A 17,929-nucleotide genomic window follows, 5' to 3' on the forward strand; every position below is an offset into this window, starting at 1 on the left:
AAGTGGCCTCGGGCAGGCAGGTCGGTGCCCCGCTGACCGGTCACAAGGACCGCGTGACGTCGGTGACGTTCAGTCCCGACGGCAGGCGCCTGGCGTCGAGCGGGGCCGATGGGACGGTGCGGGTGTGGCAAGTGGCCTCGGGCAGGCAGGTCGGTGCCCCGCTGACCGGTCACAAGGACCGCGTGACGTCGGTGACGTTCAGTCCCGACGGCAGGCGCCTGGCGTCGAGCGGGGCCGATGGGACGGTGCGGGTGTGGGATGCGGCCTCGGGCAGGCAGATGGGGGCGCCGCTGACCGGTCACACCGGCGGGGTGTACGCGGTGGCGTTCAGCCCGGACGGCGCTCGTCTCGCCTCGGGTGGGGCCGACACGACGGTGCGGATCTGGGACACGGCCACCCGTACGCAGGTTCGCGGCCCGCTGAGCGGCCACAGCGGCTGGGTGAGCACGCTGGCCTTCAGTCCCGACGGCAGCCGCCTGGCCTCGGGCGGGAAGGACCCGAGGGTGTGGCTATGGGACGTCGGGCTGCCCCGTGACCTTCTCCAGGCGGCCTGCCGCGTCGCGGGCCGGGGTTTCACGCGGCAGGAGTGGCAGCAGTACGTTTCCACCGCGCCGTATCAGCCCACCTGCCCCGCTCCGCAGGTCTTGCGTTCCGGGGCGCACAGCTCGGCCTCGGGGTAGCGGGACGAGGGCTTGTCCAGGAGAGGCCGCGGCTCGCCGCGCAGGTGCAGGTCGAGGAAGGCGCGGACGTACGCGCGGGTGATCTCGGCGCCGCGGGCCGCGGACACTGTCCCCGGGACGCCGAGGCCGAGAGCGCCCGCCAGGAGCGGCACGTCGGTGAAGGACTGGTGATCCGCGCCGGGGAGCACGACCCAGCGCTTCCATCCGGTCAGGAGTCTCCAGTCGCGGTCCCAGGAGTTGTCGCGGCCTCCGGGCGCGTGGCCCGCCGACCCCATGAACATGAACGGCCGCGACAGGCCGCGCTTCGGGATCCGGGCGTACGTGGTGCCGTCCATGTCGATCCCGCCGCGTATCCGGGGATCCTTCAGCATGGCCGCCACGGCGCTCGCCCCGCCGATGGAGTGGCCGACCATCGCGATCCTGGACGCGTCGATCAGCGCGGAGCCCTCCCACTTGGCGCCCCGCCCGGTGAGCCGGTCGAGCACGAAGGACACGTCGGCCGCTCTGACCCCGACCACTTTCGTGCCGAAGCCGGGGTCGCCGTCGCTGTCGCAGGCGACGCACTCGGCGACCCGCCCGTCCGGGAAGGTCGTCGCGTAGTTCTCGTAGGCATGGTCGACGCCGGCCACCACGTACCCACCGGCGGCCAGCTCCTCGGCGAGCGCCGTGAGCGTGCCGCGGGGCATGGTGAAACCCGGGGAGAGCACCACCAGGGGCAGGCCCGCCCTGCGCCCCGCCGGTTCCGCGTCCTGGTAGGCGTTGGTGCGCGTCCTGCTCAGCAGGTCGTACGGCACGCCGGTCACCTTCTTGCCCCTCAGCGTGAGCTCCGACTCCTTCGCGGTCATGTACGGGGCCCGCCGGCCCCCGCTCGCCCGCGCCGGGTACCACAGGGTGACCATAAGCTCCCTGGCCTCCGCCTCCGGCACCCACGGGTCGGGGCGGGAGGCGTCCTTCAGATACAGGGTGGTGGTCCCGACGGGCCGCCCGCCGGCGGTCGGCGCGGGAATGACCGGGACGCCGGTGGCCGACGGGCGGGCGGACGCGGCGGCCGGGACGGACCGGGGGAGGGCGGGCGTGGAGCAGCCGGTCAGGGAGAAGGCGGCCAGGGACAAGGCGGTCAGGGAGAAGGCGACCAGTCCGGAGGCGGCCGGCAGGCCACCGCGCGGGACCGGCGCCGATCCGACGGCATGACTCATGAAGCATCCGTCCTTTCGGGGCACGGCGGGAGATGGGCGGGTCACCCGTGCAGCAGGGCCAGGGCCTTGTCCAGAGCGGGGTCGCGCCCGGCGGCGGCGTCCTCGGGGGTCGGCGGCACGTGGTAGTCGGGTGCGACGCCGACTCGGTCGATCACCTCGCGGCCGGGGGCCAGGTGATGCCTCGACGGGAACGCCAGAAGGGTGTTGTCGCCGAGGAGGTACGGCTGCGCCGGGCCGGAGACGGCGCCCGCGGTCCGCGTCCCCACGAGCCGGCCGAGACGGAGGTCCTTGACGGCGGAGCTGAAGTGCTCGCAGGCCGAGGCGCAGCCCCGGTCGGTGAGTACGACCAGCGGCAGGCCGAGCAGCGCGACGCTGTCGTCGGTCCGCATGGCCTCGCACCCGCCGTCCGCGGCGCACTGGTACGCGGTGACCTTGTCGTGGGCGAACGCGCCGAGCAACCTGTTCACCTCGTCGGGGCTCCCGCCGCCGTTGCCGCGCAGGTCCAAGGCGACACCGGTCAGGGTGCGGCCGCCGCCCATCCTGGAGATGGCTCTGAGCGACCGGTCCGCGACGTCGGGCGCGAAGCCGCTCAGCCGTACGTAGGCGACGCCGTCCCCCAGGAGCTTCGACGTCACCACCTGCACGGCGGCCGGATCGGGCTGGTACAGGCCCGGCTTGAGCGTCACCGTCCAGCGCCGGCCGCTGCTCTGCCGCAGCAACCGGAGCCGGACCGGCCGGTCTTCCGGGTACTGCGGGTACAGCGCGGTGACGGCGGCGGGGGTGACCGTTCCGTCGACGAAGGGCGCCGATCCGTCGATCGATTCGACGACGTCGCCCGGGCGCAGCCCCGCGGCCTTCGCCGGTCCGCCCAGGACGGCGGTGACGAACAACGGGGGCAGGGCGGTTCCGGGGTCGACGTTCACCTGGGGACCGGCGCTGGCCCGCAGGCCCAGGCCGTACTGGTCGTCGTCGTAGGAGTCCGGCGGACGCCGGCGGCCGTGGTTCCAGCGGGCGTGGTCGTCGTCCAGGGCGGCCACGACGGCCTCCAGCGTGGCGGCGGCGAGCTTCTCCCGGAGCCCGGCGTCGTCCGGCAAGCGGTCGACGACTCGCCGGTAGACCGTCTCGAACGCGGCCCAGTCGCGTTTCCGGTCACCGGTGAACGCCGGCATCGTGGCCTCGGGCACGTCGCGCCCGCCGCGGTTGAGCTCCTGCGTGAACGCGACGAATCCCGCGCTCAGCAGCGAACGCGCGTCCAGTGTGGCCCCGCCGTAGTAGTCGGCGAGGATGCAGAAGTACGCCTGCTCGACCACGTCGATCGTGGTGGGCGTCTCCGGCGCGGGAGCGCCCCGGGGCGGCGCGCACACGGGCGATCCACCGGCGGTCGTCGGGCCGGGCTCCGCGCGGGGCGGCGTCTGTGCCGTACAGGCGACCGTGAGCAGGAGGACGAGCCCGGACGCCACGGACCTGACGGTCACGACAGCCGCCTCCGGAGCCACCGGAAGCAGAACGCGGTGAGGCCGAGGGTGAGGAGCGCGTAGACCCCGGTCTCGATCCACTGGAACGCCCAGAAACGCTCGAACGGCTGGTAGGTCGCCCGCTGCCGGTAGCCGAGCCGGTTGATCTCGGCGAGGCAGCCGTCCATGCCCCGTCCCTCCTCCTGAGCCTGCTGCGACGGCGCGCACGGCCCCGACGTGACGGACACGCGGACGGTGACGGGGGCGCCGTCGCCGCCCACCACGCGCCCGGACGGATCGACGAGGCGGCTGGACAGCACCCAGGCGCCCGTGTGGCCCGGTATCGCCGAATCGAGGATCACCTCGGGAAACTCCTTGTCGCTGGACTTGCCGAACGAGTCCACGTTCTCCGGGCCGAGCTCGAAGGCGGAGCTGACCGGAGGGAGGAGATGAGGCCGGACCGTCAACGGCATGACGATCTGGATCGCCGCGAAGACGGCCAGGGTGACGGCCATGGCGGGCAGGGTTCGCCTGACGACCAGCCCGGCGGTCACGCCGAGAACGAACGCGAATGCCGCGTAGGCCATGGGGACGATGCCGCGCGCGCCGAACACCAGGGGGTCCATGAGCGTGAAGCCCGGGGCGGCGGACTTGTCCAGAGGAGCGGACCACCAGGTCACCGCGAGACTGAACAGCCCGGCCGCGGCCACGGCGGCGCCGCCGACGACGGTGAGTTTCACGGCCAGCCAGCGGGTGCGGGTGATGCTCTGGTTCCACACCAGCAGGTGGGTGCCGGCCTCCAGCTCACGGCTGACCAGCGGCGCGCCCCAGAAGAGACCGGCCAGGGCCGGCAGGAGCAGCACGATGACGGTGGCGGCCTGGAAGGGGGCCTGGTAGTCGTCGAAGAACCGGTCGAAGAACTGCCCGCAGCCGCCGTCCCGGGCGCAGGCGGTGATCCCGGCGGAGTAGTCGGAGGCCAGTTCCGGCCCGGTCAGCGCCAGGGCGACGGCGAGCACGACGAGTGCGGCGCCCGTGGTCGCGGCCGCGCCGCGGAACTGGCGCCAGGTCAGCCAGATCATCGCCGCACCTCCAGAACCGGGCGCCCCTGGGCGGGAGCCGGCCCCTCCATGTAGGCCAGGACGAGGTCTTCCAGGGTGAGCCGGCTGACGGTCCAGGCGGGGTCGTGGATCGGGTCCTCGGTGCGGACGACGAACGTGCTCTGCCGGTCGGTGTGGCTGGCGGAGACGACGTGCTGGCCGGCCGGGAGCCGGTCGGGGTCGCGTCGCGGGCCGGTGAGCCGGTGGTGCGTGGCCAGCAGGTCGTCCACCTGTCCCGCGAGCCGGACGCGCGAGTCGACCAGCACGATCAGGTAGTCACATGTCCGTTCCAGGTCGGAGACGAGGTGTGAGGACAGCACCACGCTGAACTCGTGCTCGGCGACGGCCTCCATCAGGCCCTGGAGGAACTCGCGGCGGGCCAGGGGGTCCAGCGCGGCGACCGGCTCGTCCAGGATCAGCAGCTCGGGCCGCTTGGCCAGGCCCAGGGTGAGGGCGAGCTGGGCCCGCTGGCCCCCCGACAGCCTGCCCGCCCGGTGCGCGGGATCGAGGCCGAGCCGTTCGACGCGTTCTCGGGCGAGAGCGGCGTCCCAGCCGGGGTTGAGCCCGGCCCCCAGCCGCAGGTGGTCGGCGACGCTCAGTCCCGCGTAGACGGGGGTGTCCTGGGCGACGAACCCGATCCTGGCCTGCTGCGCCGCGCCGCCCGCCGGATGGCCGCCGAGCACGGTGATGCTTCCCGCGGTCGGCGCCAGCTGGCCGCCCGCCAGCTTCAGCAACGTGGTCTTGCCGGCCCCGTTGGGGCCCACCAGGCCGACGACGTGCCCGCCCGGGATGTCGAGGGTGCAGTCTCTCAGCGCCCACCGCCTGCCGTACCTCCTGCCGAGTCCCCGGGCCCGCAGGACGGGGGTCATCGGCTCTCCCGAGGCCGGATCGGCCGATCGCCCGATCATGCGATGTCCTCCTGGGAGGAGGTCCTGAAGGCGCTCATGAACAGGGCCTCGATGCTCTCGTCGTCGAGGCCGGCCAGGCGGGCCGCGGCCAGCCAGCGCAGCAGGTCCTTGCGCAGCCGGCCGTGCGCGGCCAGGGAGGCGTCGGTCAGCGTCCTGGTGACGAACGTCCCGATCCCGGGCCGTGCGGCCACCAGGCCCTCGTGTTCGAGCTCCCGGTACGCCTTGAGCACGGTGTTGGGGTTGAGCGCCAGCCGCGCGACGACGTCCTTGACGGTCGGAAGCCGGTCGCCTTCGCGTAGCAGGCCCAGCCGCAGCGCGTGCCGTACCTGCTGGACCAGCTGCAGGTAGGGCGAGACACCGGACCGGCCGTCCAAGTAGAACTCGATCACCATAGCTCCATTTATCTAGGTGCCTAGTACTTTAGACATCTAGATGTTAAAGCGAGGATAAGGATCGAGAGATCTCCTGCCGCGGAGACGCGCCGGCCCCCGATGGAGGGTCCATCGAGGGCCGGTGGGGGCGGCGAAGGTCAGGCGGGGGGCTTGTCCGCCGCGGCGACCGTGGACAGCTCGACCGTGCAGAAGGCGCAACGCCGGGCGTCGAGGGGGATGTCCGACAGGCACTCGGGGCACTGCTTCTCGGTGGCCTCCTTCTTGGTCTCGAAGAGCGCCAGGAAGCGGGTCATCGGCAGGACGACCAGCCAGTAGACCACCGCGGCGACGATCAGGAACGACAGCAGGCTGTTGATGAAGTCGCCGTACTTGAACTCCGCGCCGTTGACGGTGAACGTGTAGCCGGAGAAGTCGGGCTCCTTGCCTCCGGTTATCGCCGCGATCAGGGGCGTGATGAGGTCCTTGACGAGAGCCTGGATCAGCCCGCTGAACGTCGCGCCCACGACCACGGCGACGGCGAGCTCCACCAGATTGCCCCGCATCAGGAACTTCTTGAATCCGCTCATGAGGAAACGAGGTATCCGGTTTTGCCACCGCTATTCAAGGACTTGACGCGGATCGGGGAGGGTGATAGACCCTGTCGTCGCCGGGCCGGGCGGAGCGGTGGGCTCGCCCGGCGGACGAACAGACGAATATTTCGGTCCGAGCCGGGGTGTTTTTCGGACGCGCTCCGACTACCGGGTCTGACAGAAAACAACAGAAAGTTGTTCTGGGAGCGCTCCCAAATCAGGTACCAGTAGAACGGGCGAGGGCCGCCTCAACGCCGTCCAGCGCGTGGTGCAGCTCCTGCTTCAGCAGGAGCGGCAGCCGTCCCTCGCCGTAGCGGACCTCGAGTTTGGTCCGCACCTCGGTGACTCCCTGTCCCGCCGCCACCGCGTTGCGCAGCACCTGCTTGAGGTCGAGCGCCACGTCGTCGTCGATGTCGTGGGTGGCTTCTGCGCCGTCCACGAGCAGCGCGAAGCGGCGGACCGCGGTCTCGACCGCCAGGTAGGGGGCGGGAGTGGCCAGGGGCAGCGTGGTCACGCCGGGTTTGCGGGTGACCGTCGCGCGCGGCTGGGCGGAGTCGCCGCCGTGCCGGCTCTTGACCCTGGTCTTCGTCGCGGAGGGGGAGGGAGTGGGCCCGTGCCGGCGCCCGGGGTCGGCCACCGGCTTCGCGGTGTGCCGGGCGACCGGCCCCGCTGTGTGGCGGGCTTCGGTCATGGGTTCGGTCACGGGTTCAGCCTGCGCGGCCGACGGCGTGGCGGTGGCCTGCGCCGGCTGCGCGATCGCCGGGTTGAGCACGGCGGCGGCGCCGAGGCCCTGGCCGCCCGACTGGGAGACCCACAGGATGCCGCCGAGAGCGGCGGCTCCGACGGCGGCGGCGCCCCAGCCCGCGCCTCGCGGCCCCGGCGGCTTCCGCACCGAGGCCAGGGCGGCGGCGACCGCCCGTGCGCTCGGCCGGTCGACGGGATCGCCGGACAGGCAGCGCCGGCACAGGTCGGCGACCTCCTGCGGCAGGCCGGGCACCCCTTCGGGGACCGGTGGCGGGCCCTCCCGCCGCGCCGCCTCGATCGCCTCCCAGGTCTTCTCGGGATACGGCAGGTGACCGGTCAGCATCTCGAACAGCAGCACGCCGAGCGCGTAGACGTCCACCGCCGGATCGGCGGTCGTCCCTCTCAGCCGCTCGGGCGCGACGTAGGGCGGTGTGCCGAAGTCGGCCACCAGCTGGTCGTCGGCCTCGCCGATGAACGCGGCGATCCCGAAGTCGAGCAGCTTGGGCCCGTCGGCGGCGAGCAGCACGTTCTCCGGGGTGACGTCACGGTGGACGATGCCCCGGTCGTGCGCCGCCGCCAGCACCTGCGCCAGCCCGGCGGCGATCTGCGTCGCCTCGGCCCAGGGCAGGGGACCCTCCATGATCCGGTCGGCCAGCGACCGGCCCTCCAGCAACCGCATGACCACGAAGGACGCGAGCCTGCCGCCGTTCGTGACCGTCTCCCCGTAGTCGTAGACCTCGATCGCGTCGGGATGGATCAGCCGGGCGGTGGCCCTGGCCTCCCTGCGCATGAGTTCCCGGCCGGGGTTTTCGTCGTCGAGCGAGCCGTCCAGCACCTTGATCGCGACCATGCGCTGCAGTGACTGGTCGAAGGCACGCCAGATGACCGACATCCCGCCCGTCGCCAACCGCTCCTGGAGCAGGTAACGACGGGTCAGGATGTCGCCTTCTCGAAGCTCAGGCCGATTCACGAACCACCAGTTCCGTGGGGAGCACCGGATTGCCCTTGGGATTCTCCCCGTCCCCGAGTGTCATGAGAAGCAGTCGTGCGGCGAGCGTGGCCATTTCCTCGACGGGCTGCCGGACCGTGGTCAGAGTCGGCGACGTGTGCCGGGCCACCGGCGCGTCGTCGTACCCGATCACGGCCACGTCGTCGGGCACCTTGCGGCCGGCACGGCGCAGCGTCTGCATGGCCCCGGCCGCCATCACGTCCGACGCCGCGAAGACGGCGTCGAGGTGCGGCGCCCGTTGCAGCAGCCACTGCATGGCGTGCGCGCCCGAGGCGTGGGTGAAGTCGCCGTACGCCACGGGCATGTCGAGCACCCCCGCGTCGCGCAGCGTCTGCCGGAAGCCCTCCAGCCGGTCGCGGGCGGCCGGCAGGGTCGGCGGCCCGGCGATCGTGGCGATGTGCTTGCGGTTGTTGAGCAGCAGGTGCTCGGCCGCCTGCCGTCCGCCGTCACGGTTGTCCATGTCGACGAACGGGAGGTCGATCCCGTCTGGCGGCCGCCCGGCACAGCGCACCGGGACGCCAGACGCCGCCAGCGTTACCGCGAGGGGGTGCCGCGCTCGCGCTCCGATGAGGAGCACGCCGTCGACGGCGCCCGCGACCAGCGGTGGCGCGGCGATGGAGGCGGTCGCGGGGGTCGCGGTCATCACGACCATCGGCACCCCGTGGGTCGCCAGCACCTCCTCGCACGCGGACAGGAGCCTGGCATAGAACGGCTCGGTGAATAGGCGTGGACTGTGCTCGCAGACGACCGCGGCGATGATCTGCTCGGCCCGCCTGCCCGCCGAACCCCGAGGGGCACGGCGGCGGACATAGCCCAGACGCGACATCGCGTCATGGACCTGCCGACGGGTCGATGTGGTCACGCGTACCGAGCCGGTCAAGACCCGGGAAGCTGTTGCCGGGGAGACGCCGGCTGCGGCGGCTACCTCTGCGAGGGTGGGAAGATCGGCCATCCGGTCTCCTCGGCCCGAAGGTTCACACGGCTTGGGAGCGCTCCCAAGCGAAAGTATCACTGTTTCGCTCGTGTCAACAGAGGTTTCCTCGGTGTGAAACCTTTCGTAGAGTTTCGCTCCCGTTTGACATAGTTGGAGGCTAGAGCACAGGGGTTGCTTGGGGTAGTCAAAGTTCGCTTTGACCCCGTATGTCCACCTTGTCCGTAAATCTGAGTAAATGTGCCGTAAAGCGGACGGCTCGGCGGGTGGTGGACGCCCGTAACAGCATGGTGACGGTGGCGGTATGGCGGTAGGGTCCTCCGCCAGGAACCAGGGCCGGTGCGGCGCAGGGTCGGCGGCGACCCGAGCCGGAAGCCCACGCCCGGTCCCGGTGGCCGTGCCCGCCGTCCCCCAGCCCCAACCCGAAAGGCTCTCCAGTGACGACCGCCCCCCGCCGTCCGCTCCCTGTAAACCCCGGCCTGACGGGCGCGATGACCGCCGTGCTCGCGATGGCCCTCCTCGCCGGTTGCGGAGGGGCCGACGGCGCCTCCCCCTCTCCGGCCCCCGCCCCGGCCTCGGCGGCCGCCGCCGTGCCCTCGAACGACGCGACCGTCACCGCCACGCCGGCCGAGCCGGGCGCCACGGACGCGCCGGCCGATCACAACGCCGCCGACGTGGCGTTCGCCGGCCGGATCATCCCGCACCACCTCCAGGCCGTCGATCTGGCCACGCTCGCCCAGTCGCGGGCCGGCGACCCCTGGGTCAGGGACATGGCGTCGCGGATCCTCTCGGCCCGCGACACCGACATCCGCACGCTGAAGGGCTGGCTCGACATGTGGGGCGCCGAGCCGCTGCCGCGTGACCACAAGATGCCCGGCATGCAGACGCGGGCCGAGATCGACGCCCTCGCCAAGCTCAGCGGCCCCGCCTTCGACAAGCGGTTCACGACCCTCATGATCAAGCATGACGGCGGGGCGATCGCGATCGCAGGCGTCGAGCAGAAGAAGGGCGCGTTCGACGGCGGGAAGGCGCTGGCCACGGCCATCTCCACGGCCCTGTCCGCCGAGGTCAAGGAGCTGAAGGAGTACCTCGCCAAGCTGAAGTGACCCCCGGCCGCCCGGCCGGGCCCCCGCTCAGCGCTCGTACGTGTCGAGCCTGGGCGGCAGGGCGTTCCACGCGCAGAACGCCGACGACTCGTGCACCTCCCGGAGGAACGCGACGCGCAGCCACTGCTCCTCCTCCCAGACCTTGACCTGGTAGCCGTCGTTCGGTGTCGCCGTGACGACCCGGCAGTCCCGTGAGGTGACGGCGATCGTCGCCCGCCCGCCCTTCAGGGTGAACGTGTGCAGGGTCTCCTCCGCCGGGTCGCGGCGCGGCCGGGCGCTCGGCGGAGGAGGGGCCGATCCCGCCGGATCCTCCGGACGGCCGGCGCGGGCCGTGGGAGAGGACCGGGCCGTCCGCGACGGGGTGGCGGTCGCGTTCCGCCGCGCCGGACGCGGCGTCGGTGACAACGACCGTGACAGGGACGGGGACGGAGAGGGCGGGCCGGGTGTGGAGGCCGCGTCCGGATCGGTCCCCGGATCGGCGGACGGAAGCGCCGCGTAGGCGGTGACCGGGGCGGCGACGGCCACCACCGGGGCGAGGGGGGCGTCGTCCAGGACCGCGCTGCGCAGCACGTCGCGCACGCCCAGCCAGGACACGCCGACGGCCAGTGCGGTGGCCCCGCACCAGGCGATCGTGTAACCGGTGGCCCGTCTCATGTGGCCGCTCACTCTATCTCGTGTCCTGAGCCCATGCCTTGACTGATTTCGGATGATCTCAATGGACATAAGGGCGGGGCATATCTCCCTTGATCCGCATCTTCCGCATCGCTCTTCGGCGGACGCGACGGGGGTGAAGAGTGTACGTTTCTGCCCCATGGCGACCGTTCTGGTGGTGGAGGACGACGAGTTCGTCCGTTCCGCGATCATCCGCGACCTGACGGGGCGCAGCCACGCCGTCCGCAGCGCGGGCCGGGCGCTCGACGCCCTGCGGGAGATCGCCCACGTCGCCCCCGACGTGGTGATCCTCGACCTGGGACTGCCCGACCTCGACGGCGCCGAGGCCCTGAAGATGCTCCGGGCGATCTCCGACGTGCCGGTCATCGTCGCCACCGCGCGCGACGACGAGGCGCAGATCGTCCGCCTGCTGCGCGACGGCGCGGACGACTACCTGGTCAAACCGTTCTCCGGCGACCACCTCAACGCCCGGCTCGAGGCCGTGCTGCGGCGGGCCAGGCCGGGGGCGCCGGCGTCGGTCGTCAAGGTCGGCGGCCTGGTCGTCGACGCCGACCGCCGGGAGGCGCGGCTCGACGGGGTGCCGCTCGACCTCACCCGCAGGGAGTTCGACCTGCTGGCCTACCTCGCCGCCCGCCCCGACCGCGTGATCTCGCGCAGGCAGCTGCTGGCCGAGGTGTGGCGGCAGTCGTACGGGGACGACCAGACGATCGACGTGCATCTGTCGTGGCTGCGGCGCAAGCTCGGCGAGAGCGCCTCGCGGCCCCGCTACCTGCACACCGTGCGGGGTGTCGGCGTACGTCTCAGTCCTCCCGCAGAGGCCTGAGGGCCGGCGGCGGGAGAGGCGGTGCGACGGAGCCTGGCCCTGGTGGCGGTCGCCGTGACGGCGATGGTCGCGCTGGCCTTCCTCATCCCGCTGGCCGTGGGGGTCATGGAGATCGCGGAGAGCCGGGCACTGGCGGACGCCGAACGGCAGGCCGCCACGATCGTGCCCGCCCTGGTGATCACCGACGACGTGGCCGCGCTCGAACGCGCGCTGGCCAGCACGCCGGCCGGGGTCTCGCGCCTGGCCGTCCACCTGTCCGGCGGGCGGACCGTCGGCCGCTCCCGCGTCGGCCCCGCCGACGTGGCGAACGCGGCGGAACGGGCCAGGACGGTGCCGGTCGCCAAGGGATACGTCCTGCTCAGGCCGGTCGCGCTGGGCGGCGGCCGGAGCGCCGTCATCGAGGCGTACGCGCCCGAGGCGGACGCCAGGAAGGGGGTCTCCACCTCGTGGGCCGTGCTGACCGGCGTCGCCGTCGCGCTGGTGGTGGGGTCGGTGGTGGTGGCCGACCGGCTCGGGGCCCGGGTGGTCCGGGCCGCCCGGCGGCTCGGGCAGGCCGCCGCCGCGCTCGGCGCGGGCGACCTCTCGGTCCGGATCATCCCTGACGGCCCGCCCGAGCTGGTGGCCGCCGGGCACGCCTTCAACACGATGGCCGACCAGGTGGCGGTGCTGCTCGCGGCCGAGCGTGAGCTCGCCGCCGACCTGTCGCACCGGCTGCGCACCCCGCTCACCGCGCTGCGGCTCAACCTCGGCGGCAGCGGCCCGGAGGCCGAGCAGCAGCGCAAGCTGGCGATCGACCGGCTCGAACACGCGATCGACGAGATCATCGAGGCGTCCCGGCGGCCCTCCCGCCGGGCCGTGCCCGCGGGCTGCGACGCCGCGCTCGTGCTGTGCGAACGGCTCGCCTTCTGGTCGGCGCTCGCCGAGGACCAGGGGCGGCCGTGGCAGCTCGTCGGCGCCGACGAGACCACCCCCGTGCCGGTCGCCGCCGCCGACCTCGGCGCGGTGGTCGACGCGCTGCTCGGCAACGTCTTCCGGCACACCCCGCAGGGCACCGCCTTCCGCGTCACCCTGCACCGGGGGAGCGGGATCGTGGGCGTCCTCGTCGCGGACGCGGGCCCGGGCATCCCCGATCCGGAGAAGGCGCTGCGGCGGGGCAACAGCGGGGCGGGCTCCACCGGCCTGGGGCTCGACATCGCCCGCCGCCTCGCGGAGTCGACGGGCGGCGGGGTACGCGTCGAGCCCTCGGCGCTCGGCGGCACCGGCGTCAACCTGTGGCTGCGCACCGACGGCCGCGCTCCCCGCCGCGGCCTGCTGCGCCGCGCCCGAGGGGGCGCGGCCGCCTCGCCGGTCCGATGACCAGCCGGTTTCCGGTGTCCGTAACCCCGCCAGGGGGAAGACACATCGGGAAGGACCGTTAATAAGCGGGTCGATCCAGGGCCGGTGCGGGCCCCCGCGACTGCGGTGGGTGACCGGCCGGGAGACTCCGTACGGACGGCGGACGGATGAGGTGTCCCACATTCGGCGAGTACGGCCAGCTAGCGGCGTTGGCGTCCGGAACGGGCGGCGCTTTGCTCGCCGATGGCCGGTTCACCCCTTTGCCATACACGCAGTTAACGTGGCGCGACTGTCGGAGCCTTTTGCGGGCAGGCACGATGTCTTGTGAACGACACTCAGCATCACGATCGGGTGAGCGGCCGTCCCGGACGGGACCGGACCGGGAACGATCGCGAAAATAGAGCCGGTGGACTCCGGGGGCTTCCCGGCAGGACCGCCGAGCCGGACGGCGAGGAGGTCCAGTGAGGGAGATCTGGCCAGGGGATTCCTATCCTCTCGGGGCGACGTACGACGGCGCGGGCACCAACTTTTCACTCTTCAGCGAGGTGGCCGAGCGGGTCGAGCTGTGCCTGTTCGACGACGAGGGCAACGAGGAGCGCGTGTCGCTGGCCGAGGTCGACGGCTTCGTCTGGCACTGCTACCTGCCGGGCGTCGGCCCGGGCCAGCGGTACGGCTACCGCGTCCACGGGCCCTACTCACCCGCCGAGGGCCTGCGGTGCAACCCCAACAAGCTGCTGATCGACCCGTACGCCAAGGCGGTGGAGGGCTCGGTCAACTGGGACCAGGCGGTGTACGGCTATCGCTTCGGCGAGCCGGACAGCCGGGACGACAGCGACTCGGCGGCGTACGTGCCGCGGTCGGTGGTCGTCAACCCGTTCTTCGGGTGGGGGCACGACCGTCCCCCGGCCACGCCGTACCACGACACGGTGCTGTACGAGGCGCACGTGCGCGGCCTGACGATCACCCACCCCAAGATCCCGGACCGCATCCGCGGCACGTACGCGGCGCTCGGCCACCCGGAGATCATCGATCACCTGACCGCGCTCGGGGTCACCGCGATCGAGCTGATGCCGGTCCACCAGTTCGTGACCGACCACATGCTGGAGAAGCGGGGGCTGGCCAACTACTGGGGCTACAACACGATCGGCTTCTTCGCGCCGCACAACGCGTACTCGAGCTCGGGCCAGCGCGGCGGGCAGGTGCTGGAGTTCAAGGCGATGGTGAAGGCCCTGCACGAGGCCGGCATCGAGGTGATCCTCGACGTCGTCTACAACCACACCGCCGAGGGCAACCACCTGGGCCCGACCCTGTCCATGCGGGGCATCGACAACGCCAACTACTACCGGCTGGTCGAGGACGACCGCCGCTACTACATGGACACCACCGGCACCGGCAACAGCCTGCTCATGCGCAGCCCGCACGCGCTCCAGCTGATCATGGACTCGCTGCGCTACTGGGTGCGGGACATGCACGTGGACGGGTTCCGCTTCGACCTCGCGGCGTCGCTGGCCCGTGAGCTGCACGAGGTCGACCGGCTGAGCGCGTTCTTCGACCTCGTCCAGCAGGACCCGGTGCTGTCGCAGGTCAAGCTCATCGCCGAGCCGTGGGACGTCGGCCCGGGGGGCTACCAGGTCGGCAACTTCCCGGCCCGCTGGACCGAGTGGAACGGCCGCTACCGCGACACGATCCGCGACCTGTGGCGCGGCGAGCCCGCCGCGCTGCCCGAGTTCGCGAGCCGCCTGACCGGGTCGAGCGACCTCTACCAGGACGACAGCCGCCGCCCCGCCGCGTCGATCAACTTCGTCACCTGCCACGACGGCTTCCCCCTGCAGGACCTGGTGTCCTACAACGGCAAGCACAACGAGGCCAACGGCGAGGACAACCGCGACGGCGCGGACGACAACAGGTCCTGGAACTGCGGCGTCGAGGGTCCGGCGACCGGCCCGGTCGCGCAGCTGCGCGAGCGGCAGAAGCGCAACTTCCTGGCCACGCTGTTCCTGTCGCAGGGCGTGCCGATGCTGTCGCACGGCGACGAGATCGGCCGCACCCAGCAGGGCAACAACAACGCCTACTGCCAGGACAACGAGATCAGCTGGGTCGACTGGGGCGCCGTGCTGGAGGCCGGGGCCACCGCCGAGGAGGACGCGGGGACGGTCGAGAGGCGGCAGCTTCTCGAGTTCACCCGGCGCCTCGCCCGACTGCGCCGCGACCACCCCGTCTTCCGGCGCCGCCGCTTCTTCTACGGCCGTCCCGTGCGCGGCTCCCACGACGAGCTCAGCGACATCGCCTGGCTCACCCCGTCGGGCACCGAGATGACCGACGCCGACTGGACGAACGGCTACGCCAAGGCGCTGGCGGTCTTCCTCAACGGCGACGCGATCACCGAGCCCGACAGCAGGGGCAGGCGGATCGCCGACGACTCGTTCCTCCTGCTGTTCAACGCCCACCACGAGATGCTCAAGTTCACCGTGCCGAAGAACTACGGCGAGCTGTGGTGCACCGAGCTGGACACGGCGATGCCCGGGCAGAGCGAGTCGCGGATGTGCCGGGCCGGTGAGGCGGTGCCGGTCACCGGCCGGTCGGTGCGGGTCCTGCGCCGCGTCCGCCGTACGTCGTGACGGCCTGGACGAGAACGGTCTGACCAGCGAGGACGGCCGATTAGAGTGCCGATGGTGTGAGCCGCCGGGCAGGCGGGCAAGAACGGTCACTGCCCGGCGGTTCTCCACGCCGGGAACGTGTTTCGAAGGGCGGTCCAGTGAGTTCTACCTACCGCGTGCAACTGACGCCTGACTTCGGTTTCGCGCAGGCCGCCGGCCTCGTCGGATATCTCCGGGAGCTGGGCGCCGGCCACCTCTACCTCTCGCCGATCCTGCAGGCGTGCCGCGAGTCCCTGCACGGCTACGACGTGACCGACCACACCCGCGTACGCGAGGAGTTCGGCGGCGAGGAGGGACTGCGGGCGCTGGCGGCCGAGGGCATGCCGCTGGTGTCCGACATCGTGCCCAACCACATGACCGTGCCGGTGCCGGAGTCGGACAACGCGCGGCTGTGGGCGGCGCTGCGGGACGGCCCGGGGTCGCCGGCCTCCCGGTGGTTCGACTTCCAGTGGCCGGTCACCCTGCCGCTGCTCGGCGACGACGCCGACGAGGCGCTCCGGGTCGAACGCGGCGTGGACGGTCAGGTGCTGCGCTACCACGACCACGCGTTCCCGATCAGGCCCGGCACAGAGCACCTGCCGCTGCCGGACCTGCTGGAGGCCCAGCACTACCGGCTGGCCCACTGGCGGGAGAGCCCCGGCTACCGGCGGTTCTTCGACGTGTCGTCGCTGATGGGCCTGCGGGTGGAGGACCCCGAGGTCTTCCGGGAGACCCACGCCGTGACCTTCCGCCTCATCGAGGAAGGCGTGATCCACGGGCTGCGCGTCGACCACCCCGACGGCCTGGCCGACCCCCGCGGCTACCTCCGGTGGCTGCGCCCGCACGTGCCGGGCCCGCTGTGGGTGGAGAAGATCCTCATCGACGGCGAGCGGCTGCCCGCCGACTGGCCGTGCGACGGCACCACCGGCTACGACGCGCTCAACATGATCACCCGGCTGTTCGTGGACCCGGCGGGCCGCGACGCGCTGGTCGAGACCTTCGGCCGCCACACCGGCGTGCGCGACGACTACGAGACCGTGCGTCACGACGCCAAGAAGCACGCCATCGACCTGTTCTTCCGCGGGGAGGTCGACCGGCTGACCACCGACCTCGGCGACCCGGCGCTGCGCGAGGCCGTCGTGGAGCTGCTGGCCGCGATGCCCGTCTACCGGGCGTACGTGAACCCGGGTGAGCGGCCGTCCGCCGACGCGCAGGCGATCGTCGCGGAGGCGGCCCGGCTCGCGGCCGGCCGCGCCGACCCCGACGCGGTGGCCAAGGCCGCCGACCTGGTCCTGTACGGCCCGCCGGACGCGGTCACCCGCTTCCAGCAGACCTGTGGGCCCGTCATGGCCAAGGGCGTGGAGGACACCGCGCTCTACCGGTGGTATCCGCTGGCCTGCCTCAACGAGGTGGGCGGGGAGCCCGACCGGTTCGGGGTCTCGCCGGCCGAGTTCCACGAGTTCTGCGCCGGGCTGCCGCCGCGGACGATGACCACGCTGTCCACCCACGACACCAAGCGGTCGGAGGACGTGCGCGCCCGTCTCGCGGTGCTCTCGGAGCTGCCCGAGGAGTGGACGATGGCCGTCGACTCCTGGTCGGCGGCCGTGTCGTTCGACCCCCGGCTCGACTACCTCGCCTGGCAGTCGCTGATGGCGGCCTGGCCGATCAGCCTGGACCGTTTCACCGACTACCTGCTCAAGGCGGCCAGGGAGGCCAAGACCGCCATCTCCTGGGTCGACCCGGACCCGGCGTACGAGGAGGGGATCAGGGACTTCGCCCGGCGGGCGATCGACGCCTGCGGTTACTCGGTCGCCTCGTTCACCGAGGTCGTCGACCGGTACGCCCGGGTCAACTCGCTCGGGCAGAAGGCCGTCCAGCTCCTGATGCCGGGCATCCCGGACGTCTACCAGGGCAACGAGATCACCGACTTCTCGCTGGTGGACCCGGACAACCGGCGGCCGGTGGACTTCGAGCGCCGCCGCCGGCTGCTCGCCGAGCCCGACGACAGCTGGGACGGCCAGAAGATCCGGGTCACCGCCGCCGCGCTCGGCCTGCGGGGACGGCTCGACCCCGAGGCGCCGTACGCGCCGATCGAGGCGGGGGAGCACGCCGTCGCGTTCACCAGGGGCGTTCCCGGGCGGGGAACGGCCGCGGCCGTGGTCGCGACCCGGCTGCCGGCCGGGCTGGAGCGCCGGGGCGGCTGGGGGAGTGAGAAGATCACGCTGCCGCCGGGACGCTGGCGTGACCTGCTCACCGGGGCGGAGCACACCGGGGAGGTGCGGATGGCCGACCTGCTGTCCGCTCATCCGGTCGCGATTCTCGAAGCGTGATCAGCAGGGCTGGTCAGCAGGGGCTTGGTCGGTAAGGGGAGAAGAGG

The 17,929-nt window shown here is 72.3% G+C and carries 15 protein-coding genes; 6 read left to right on the plus strand and 9 right to left on the minus strand.

The window, feature by feature from the left end:
• Nucleotides 1-680, plus strand: a 680-nt coding sequence (locus HHX40_RS25725; RefSeq protein ID WP_182882664.1) for a WD40 repeat domain-containing protein, incomplete at its 5' end; no start/stop codon positions are given.
• On the opposite strand, the gene HHX40_RS25730 is transcribed toward HHX40_RS25725, so the two are convergent.
• From HHX40_RS25730 to HHX40_RS25765, 8 genes are all read right to left on the minus strand, one after another.
• A complete protein-coding gene (locus HHX40_RS25730; protein WP_182882665.1) occupies nt 617-1,876 on the minus strand; it encodes an alpha/beta hydrolase family protein in 1,260 nt (419 codons plus the stop codon). The two genes, HHX40_RS25725 and HHX40_RS25730, sit on opposite strands and share 64 nt — an antisense overlap.
• A gap of 41 nt (nt 1,877-1,917) precedes the next feature.
• On the minus strand, nt 1,918-3,351 hold the full coding sequence (locus HHX40_RS25735) for a S41 family peptidase (protein ID WP_310738276.1): 1,434 nt from the start codon (nt 3,349-3,351) through the stop codon (nt 1,918-1,920).
• Nucleotides 3,348-4,409: an ABC transporter permease gene (locus HHX40_RS25740; protein ID WP_182882667.1), complete on the minus strand. Its 1,062-nt coding sequence runs from the start codon at nt 4,407-4,409 to the stop codon at nt 3,348-3,350. The genes HHX40_RS25735 and HHX40_RS25740 overlap by 4 nt, the downstream gene beginning before the upstream one ends.
• Complete coding sequence (locus HHX40_RS25745) at nt 4,406-5,296, minus strand: ABC transporter ATP-binding protein (protein ID WP_182882768.1); 891 nt, start codon at nt 5,294-5,296, stop codon at nt 4,406-4,408. Before HHX40_RS25745 ends, HHX40_RS25740 begins: the two co-directional genes overlap by 4 nt.
• Before the next feature lie 35 nt (nt 5,297-5,331).
• Nucleotides 5,332-5,727 (minus strand): GntR family transcriptional regulator, encoded by a 396-nt coding sequence (locus HHX40_RS25750; protein ID WP_138462235.1) that lies wholly within the window; start codon nt 5,725-5,727, stop codon nt 5,332-5,334.
• Between the two features lie 137 nt (nt 5,728-5,864).
• Nucleotides 5,865-6,293 (minus strand): large conductance mechanosensitive channel protein MscL, encoded by a 429-nt coding sequence (mscL, locus tag HHX40_RS25755; RefSeq protein WP_182882668.1) that lies wholly within the window; start codon nt 6,291-6,293, stop codon nt 5,865-5,867.
• A 220-nt stretch (nt 6,294-6,513) separates the two neighbouring features.
• Nucleotides 6,514-8,010, minus strand: coding sequence for a serine/threonine-protein kinase (locus tag HHX40_RS25760; RefSeq protein ID WP_138462233.1), 1,497 nt, complete (start codon nt 8,008-8,010; stop codon nt 6,514-6,516).
• Nucleotides 7,997-9,001, minus strand: coding sequence for a LacI family DNA-binding transcriptional regulator (locus tag HHX40_RS25765; RefSeq protein WP_117409964.1), 1,005 nt, complete (start codon nt 8,999-9,001; stop codon nt 7,997-7,999). The genes HHX40_RS25760 and HHX40_RS25765 overlap by 14 nt, the downstream gene beginning before the upstream one ends.
• Nucleotides 9,002-9,417: 416 nt before the next feature.
• Between HHX40_RS25765 and HHX40_RS25770 the strand changes: the two genes are divergently transcribed.
• Nucleotides 9,418-10,086, plus strand: coding sequence for a DUF305 domain-containing protein (locus tag HHX40_RS25770; RefSeq protein WP_182882669.1), 669 nt, complete (start codon nt 9,418-9,420; stop codon nt 10,084-10,086).
• A 27-nt stretch (nt 10,087-10,113) separates the two neighbouring features.
• Here HHX40_RS25770 and HHX40_RS25775 read toward each other — a convergent pair whose 3' ends face one another.
• Complete coding sequence (locus HHX40_RS25775; protein ID WP_182882670.1) at nt 10,114-10,740, minus strand: hypothetical protein; 627 nt, start codon at nt 10,738-10,740, stop codon at nt 10,114-10,116.
• Between the two features lie 157 nt (nt 10,741-10,897).
• Here HHX40_RS25775 and HHX40_RS25780 point away from each other — a divergent pair, with 157 nt between their 5' ends.
• From HHX40_RS25780 to treY, 4 genes are all read left to right on the plus strand, one after another.
• A complete protein-coding gene (locus tag HHX40_RS25780) occupies nt 10,898-11,581 on the plus strand; it encodes a response regulator transcription factor (protein ID WP_117409967.1) in 684 nt (227 codons plus the stop codon).
• A 21-nt stretch (nt 11,582-11,602) separates the two neighbouring features.
• On the plus strand, nt 11,603-12,937 hold the full coding sequence (locus HHX40_RS25785; RefSeq protein ID WP_117409968.1) for a sensor histidine kinase: 1,335 nt from the start codon (nt 11,603-11,605) through the stop codon (nt 12,935-12,937).
• 440 nt (nt 12,938-13,377) lie between these two features.
• The gene (gene glgX / locus HHX40_RS25790) at nt 13,378-15,534 is read left to right on the plus strand and encodes a glycogen debranching protein GlgX (RefSeq protein WP_182882671.1); all 2,157 of its coding nucleotides are present in this window, start codon (nt 13,378-13,380) and stop codon (nt 15,532-15,534) included.
• Nucleotides 15,535-15,671: 137 nt separating this feature from the next.
• On the plus strand, nt 15,672-17,882 hold the full coding sequence (treY, locus tag HHX40_RS25795) for a malto-oligosyltrehalose synthase (RefSeq protein ID WP_310738277.1): 2,211 nt from the start codon (nt 15,672-15,674) through the stop codon (nt 17,880-17,882).
• Nucleotides 17,883-17,929 lie beyond the last annotated feature (47 nt).

The sequence above is a fragment of the Microbispora sp. H10949 genome, assembly GCF_014161435.1.
Classification (GTDB): domain Bacteria; phylum Actinomycetota; class Actinomycetes; order Streptosporangiales; family Streptosporangiaceae; genus Microbispora; species Microbispora triticiradicis.

What these genes read in the sequence shown, in the direction of transcription:
- HHX40_RS25730 (WP_182882665.1), bottom strand. Translation starts at nt 1,876, where the DNA reads ATGAGTCATGCCGTCGGATCGGCGCCGGTCCCGCGCGGTGGCCTGCCG.
- HHX40_RS25740 (WP_182882667.1), bottom strand. Translation starts at nt 4,409, where the DNA reads ATGATCTGGCTGACCTGGCGCCAGTTCCGCGGCGCGGCCGCGACCACG.
- HHX40_RS25745 (WP_182882768.1), bottom strand. Translation starts at nt 5,296, where the DNA reads ATGACCCCCGTCCTGCGGGCCCGGGGACTCGGCAGGAGGTACGGCAGG.
- HHX40_RS25750 (WP_138462235.1), bottom strand. Translation starts at nt 5,727, where the DNA reads ATGGTGATCGAGTTCTACTTGGACGGCCGGTCCGGTGTCTCGCCCTAC.
- mscL (WP_182882668.1), bottom strand. Translation starts at nt 6,293, where the DNA reads ATGAGCGGATTCAAGAAGTTCCTGATGCGGGGCAATCTGGTGGAGCTC.
- HHX40_RS25765 (WP_117409964.1), bottom strand. Translation starts at nt 9,001, where the DNA reads ATGGCCGATCTTCCCACCCTCGCAGAGGTAGCCGCCGCAGCCGGCGTC.
- HHX40_RS25775 (WP_182882670.1), bottom strand. Translation starts at nt 10,740, where the DNA reads ATGAGACGGGCCACCGGTTACACGATCGCCTGGTGCGGGGCCACCGCA.
- HHX40_RS25780 (WP_117409967.1), top strand. Translation starts at nt 10,898, where the DNA reads ATGGCGACCGTTCTGGTGGTGGAGGACGACGAGTTCGTCCGTTCCGCG.